This is a genomic window from Endozoicomonas sp. YOMI1 (assembly GCF_024606345.1).
In the GTDB taxonomy this organism is placed as follows: Bacteria; Pseudomonadota; Gammaproteobacteria; order Pseudomonadales; family Endozoicomonadaceae; genus Endozoicomonas.
This window is the reverse complement of sequence record NZ_JAHHPM010000073.1, coordinates 1-4,971: the sequence shown is the minus strand read 5'-3', so window position 1 is coordinate 4,971 and position 4,971 is coordinate 1. Positions and strand designations below refer to the sequence as shown.

At 47.0% G+C, this 4,971-nt stretch carries 6 protein-coding genes; 5 read left to right on the top strand and 1 reads right to left on the bottom strand.

Annotated elements, in window-relative coordinates:
• Window positions 1-223: 223 nt before the first annotated feature.
• From KDK15_RS02750 to KDK15_RS02740, 3 genes are all read left to right on the top strand, one after another.
• Complete coding sequence (locus KDK15_RS02750; protein WP_257293837.1) at window positions 224-634, top strand: hypothetical protein; 411 nt, start codon at window positions 224-226, stop codon at window positions 632-634.
• Between the two features lie 490 nt (window positions 635-1,124).
• A complete protein-coding gene (locus KDK15_RS02745) occupies window positions 1,125-1,400 on the top strand; it encodes a YfcZ/YiiS family protein (protein WP_257293836.1) in 276 nt (91 codons plus the stop codon).
• A gap of 122 nt (window positions 1,401-1,522) precedes the next feature.
• On the top strand, window positions 1,523-2,131 hold the full coding sequence (locus KDK15_RS02740; RefSeq protein WP_257293835.1) for a tRNA-uridine aminocarboxypropyltransferase: 609 nt from the start codon (window positions 1,523-1,525) through the stop codon (window positions 2,129-2,131).
• Between the two features lie 155 nt (window positions 2,132-2,286).
• Here KDK15_RS02740 and KDK15_RS02735 read toward each other — a convergent pair whose 3' ends face one another.
• Window positions 2,287-2,841 carry a thioredoxin family protein gene (locus tag KDK15_RS02735; RefSeq protein ID WP_257293834.1) on the bottom strand — a complete coding sequence of 185 codons (555 nt, stop codon included), beginning with the start codon at window positions 2,839-2,841 and terminating at the stop codon, window positions 2,287-2,289.
• A gap of 127 nt (window positions 2,842-2,968) precedes the next feature.
• On the opposite strand from KDK15_RS02735, the gene KDK15_RS02730 reads away from it, so the two are divergent.
• Both KDK15_RS02730 and KDK15_RS02725 read left to right on the top strand, forming a co-directional pair.
• Entirely contained in the window at window positions 2,969-3,595 is a 627-nt protein-coding gene (locus KDK15_RS02730; protein WP_257293833.1) for a TetR/AcrR family transcriptional regulator, read from the top strand.
• Window positions 3,596-3,747: 152 nt separating this feature from the next.
• Window positions 3,748-4,833 (top strand): nucleoid-associated protein, encoded by a 1,086-nt coding sequence (locus KDK15_RS02725; protein WP_257293832.1) that lies wholly within the window; start codon window positions 3,748-3,750, stop codon window positions 4,831-4,833.
• Window positions 4,834-4,971 lie beyond the last annotated feature (138 nt).

Genomic DNA, 4,971 nt, shown 5'->3' with positions numbered 1-4,971 from the left:
GAAGGGAGCATAGCCTTAGCTATGTGACCGGAGTTGTAACGCCGCAGAGTGACTGCTCACTTAGTCAGAAAATATGATTTCATTTGGTTAACTACTTATTACTAATACCGCTGTCATTATGCTAATAACAATCTTTGTATTATCCTCATGGTATTAGCTATGGGTTGGCGATCTGCCAGTTGTTTATGTTTGAAGATAAGTAGAACTTAAAGAGGTTTTGATCATGGATAGTACAATAAACTTTTCCGGCCCTGAGCACTTGGGCAATCAGGCAGCAGTTGAAAATATGGAGCCTGCGTCTGAAACAGAGAGTACCAACACTGATGGCCACCCCCATCGGGTCGGAGATAGACAAAATTTTTCCCCTGACGATACAGATCATGTGACACCCCTGTCCAGGCGGCATGTTACAGAATTACCTCCGAACAATTCGGCAAACCAGACTGCATCAGATTTGGTTCCTGCGGCAACTTCCCGGCAAGCAACAGCTCGCTCTTCCGGATGGACTCTCGAATTATTCCATGATTATTTGAGTTTTCACAATTGCCCTTATGGAAAAGATATCTTCGGAGATGATTTTTACTGGCAGGCGTTCCATCCATACTTTGAAATGTCCGATATTTTTTTTGATTAAAAGAAAAAAAGCTTTTTTGATAACATCTATAGCTATCTTAAAGATAACCCCTACCGTTTAGAAAGAAATGGTGCATTAAAAGAGCTAATCAGTGATTTTGACAGGAAAGGTGTTGGCCAACCATTTCATGAATATGTCTTAGAAGGCATCGACCTCAGAAGAACGCAACAACCTGCTATTGACATATCTTCCTTGTCAAACAGATCCATATATGAATGTCTGGATAATTTGGATGATTTTTACGAACGCTGCCTTGATGCGCTCTACCGGATCAATATAGCGGATCAGTTTTATGTAATTTCCAAGCGTCAAGAACAAGAAAGACGTGATCAATCCTTGATGGCTTGATGATACACTGCCGACCATGTTTGTCATGAATCTGCTGGTGTGAATCTTTATTCAACGCTATGATCCGGATTCAACAATAAAAAAGCTGGGGACTTCCCTGGCTTTTTTTGTCTGGACGACCGTATTTTTGTGAGTAGTAGCCATGAATGAGAAAGACCCGTTTGAAAGCCTTGCCTGTAACTGCGTAGAAGTTGGCACCATTATTAAAGAAGACGATACCGTGTTGACCATCGACCTCTCTGGCGTTAATGCTGAATCACAACTTGATACCCTGAAAGAAGAGGCGGCAAAAATCGGTTCCGGTAACTGTAAAATCTCTGCTGAAACCGTTGATGAACATGGCCAAACCGTGATTCACGCCATGTTTGAGTTTGACTGCACCGCTGAAAAGCTGATTTTTCAGATGAAGAACGCTTGATTCTCCAGCCAAAAAGATAGTTAACCGGGCGAATGGTATAAACTGTTCGCTGGCTATCTACCTCGCAATTCTTGCCGGGGGCGCTACTCTCGAACAGCCTCCCGGAAATAACGTTAACACTCATGCCCAGATCCCTATGTCCTCGATGCCAACGCCCGGAAACGCAGTGTTACTGTTCAGCGCTGAAAGAAGAAACCGCCTGCATGGATATTATTATTCTGCAGCACCCTCGAGAGTCCAGACACCCATTGAATACGGCACGCATTCTGGAGCTGGGTATCGGTAATTGCCAGGTATGGGTGGGTGAAGATTTTTCCGGTCATGCCGGATTCCTGAAAACACTGGCAGAAAAGGCCTGCTATCTGCTATTTCCCGGGGCTAATGCCCAAGCCAGCCAGGATATTCTGCGAACAGCGATGCCGGAAGTAATGATCATCCTGGATGGAACCTGGCGAAAAGCCAAAAAGATCTATTACCGCAACCCACAATTGCAACAACTCCCCAGCATTGAACTCACCGATCTTGCCATATCCGACTATCGCATTCGCAAAGCACCGGGAGAAGGTGCCTTATCAACGGTAGAAGCAGCGGTTACCCTGCTGCGTCAGGCCAGCCAGGATAGCCAAGCACATCAGCAGCTTCTGGACACATTCTGCCTTATGATTGACCAGCAAATCAACGCCATGGGGCAGGAGATTTTCAAGAAAAATTATCCACAGGGCAATGGCTGAACAACGACTTAGGATTTGTCACGGAATAACTTCATCATTTTACTCAGCCTGGGAAAAGGTCTCCGCCCGCTGCCCGCAAAAGCACAAGCGGTTCCTGCTTTTCGGGCAGCGGGCAGCGGGTGGCGGGAAGCGTCTGTAGAAATGCCGAAGTTATTTCAGGACAGTTCCTTACGCCACTTGATATTGCAACCGACACTGGGCTTTTGATCTTCACTGACTGGCTGCCCCTTTAGCAAAGCAGTCATGGCATTACGGAGATCTTCTCCAGTCACTGGTTTGCCGTTCCCGGGCCTTGAGTCATCAAACTGACCTCGATAAACGCACTTCAATTCACCATCAAAAAGAAAAAAGTCTGGCGTACATTCAGCTTTATAGGCTCTGGCCACTTGTTGAGTTTCATCATAAAGATACGGAAAGCCATAGAGCTTTTGGGCCATCAACTCAGGGCAGTCCCGGGGATAATCAGTCACATCATTGGCGCTGATCGCGACAATACCCAGATCCGTGCCATGAAACTCCTTACCCAATGCCACCAGCGCTTCTTCAATATGCACAACATAAGGACAATGGTTACAGATAAACATCACCAGAAGTCCTTTACTTCCCGCCACATCAGCCACGGTTTTTTCGATCCCGGAAAAAACATCCGGCAAACTGAAATCCGGAGCCTGAAAACCCAGTTCAACCATAGAAGAAGGTGTGAGAGCCATGATTTATCACCTCTGTTAGTTAACCATAGTGGTCCGAGACGTTTCTGTAATGCATCAAAATCATGGCATAAGCAATGCTCTGGCACCACAGGGCTGTTTACAGAGATCAAAACTCTGCTAACTTAGAATGACAATAATCAATAGTAAGCCTATGGGAAGATCATCCTCATTCAATCGACAGCAGGTGTTAAGTGATGCTCTTGAGCTTTTCTGGTCCAGGGGATTTTATGCCTGCTCATTGAAGCAACTGGAAGAGGCTACCGAAATGCATCCTGGCAGCCTTTATTATCATTTCCAGAATAAAGAGCAATTATTTCTCTGCATTCTTGATCATTACCTTGAATGGCAGCTGCAACCAAGAATTGATAAGTATCTGGCTTACAGTCCAACGCTATTGGATCTCCGACGCTTCTTTACTTCCGGTTATCGTCATGGTCAGGAAGCCAGCTATCGAAACTGTTGTTTCCTGGTGACCACCAGCAATGAGCTCCATCTACTGCCACCCGATGCATCAGAACTGGTGCAGAAAGGCATCCAGATGCTTCGAACAGGCTTTATTGGCTTTATTGAGAAATATACAGAACCGAAAAAAAACAGCAGTGCTAGTATTGATCATGAAGTCATTGCCAGCGAGCTTATGAACCTGTATCTGAGCATCCAGCTTATGGCCAAAGTATACTCAAATCAGCATGCCCTGGATAAACAGGTCAGGCAGAGTCTGGATAACCTCTTTGCTCCCCTCCCACCCCAGTAAAACCTGCCATGATGGATTCAGTGAACAACATTTTATTATCTACACTCTTCTCTGGCTTCAGGGTTTTGGTATCAGCCTGTGGGCAACGTTGATTTGGCCTCTATGCCACTTCCAGCTCCCGGGACAACAACACCAACGAAGAGACCGGGAGTTTGTCGAGTAAAGCAAAACACGCAGAATCCCTGTACCATGTTGAGCTATCAATCCAGACTTTCCAGCATCAAGTCATGACCATCAAACAGATTATTGTGCACAAACTGGACCTTGCCCATGGTTCAGAGCAGTTACAAGCCATTCCAGCTTCCCAGAGTCTGGTCTCCTCCCCCTCTCTGGAACTGGTACTGGATGACTTGCTGCAAACCTATAATAAAAAACCTGACAAGTGCTATGGCCAGTTTTCCGATCTGGCAGAGGACAGTTTTCCCGAATGCCTGAAGCAATATATGGATCAAAGTTCCGATGAGCAGGCATCAGGTTTTACCCAATTCACAACAGAAACACTGACCTGCCTTGGGAAAAACCTCAGTGAGGCCGGAGCCATCAATGGCGGCTACGTGATGTTCGCAGACTATCAACAGGGCCTGACCCGCTATCTGCTGCTTTGCATGCTCAGCAGCCAGCACAGTGTCACCATAACTGATGAGCTGACCATTCAAGACACTTCCTACCTGGACACCGCCCGTATGTCGCTGGCCTGTCGTATCAATATTACCGACTGGCAGAAGAACCCGGAAGCGGGGCGCTATTTATCGTTTCTCCGGCCAAAAGGAGGCAAACGTCTCAGCACCGTATTCCAGGAGGTTATTGGCTGCAGTGAAACCAGCAGCAGCAAAAAAGAAGCGGACACCCTTCTCAAGGCAGTCGAGGCTTATTGTCAGGAGGAGCCGGTAGAAGAGAACCGCACGATTGTGAAACGTCAGGTTTATGATTACTGCCAGAACAGACTGGACGAAGGGGAAAGTCTGTCAATGCAGGAGCTGACAGGCCACCTGAGCGAAGCTGGACCGGATGACTTTGCCCGCTTTGTGAACACCCGGGATTATGACATGAGTACCCCAATGTCCCCTGAACGCCGCAAGTTGACCCAGCTGGTACGCTATACCGGGCGAAGCAAGGGACTCAGCCTCTCTTTTGATGCCGAGCTGCTTGGCGGACAGATTCGCTACGATGAATCCAACGACCAACTGATCATCACCGGAGTTCCTGACCAACTCAAAGCACAACTGAAACAGAAGTAATACCAATTCCGCCTTCTGAATATGATAGCGAGCAAGTCATTTTGGACGGCTGGGCAAGGCGGAATGACGAGTAATGGCAGGGCTATTGCGAGGAATTCCAACGAAGATCCAGCTGTCCAAAATGGCTGCGCAGCTCAT

Bases quoted from the DNA above. Each gene is read 5' to 3' on its own strand.
- KDK15_RS02750 (WP_257293837.1), top strand. From the start codon at position 224: ATGGATAGTACAATAAACTTTTCCGGCCCTGAGCACTTGGGCAATCAG.
- KDK15_RS02745 (WP_257293836.1), top strand. From the start codon at position 1,125: ATGAATGAGAAAGACCCGTTTGAAAGCCTTGCCTGTAACTGCGTAGAA.
- KDK15_RS02740 (WP_257293835.1), top strand. From the start codon at position 1,523: ATGCCCAGATCCCTATGTCCTCGATGCCAACGCCCGGAAACGCAGTGT.
- KDK15_RS02735 (WP_257293834.1), bottom strand. From the start codon at position 2,841: ATGGCTCTCACACCTTCTTCTATGGTTGAACTGGGTTTTCAGGCTCCG.
- KDK15_RS02730 (WP_257293833.1), top strand. From the start codon at position 2,969: ATGACAATAATCAATAGTAAGCCTATGGGAAGATCATCCTCATTCAAT.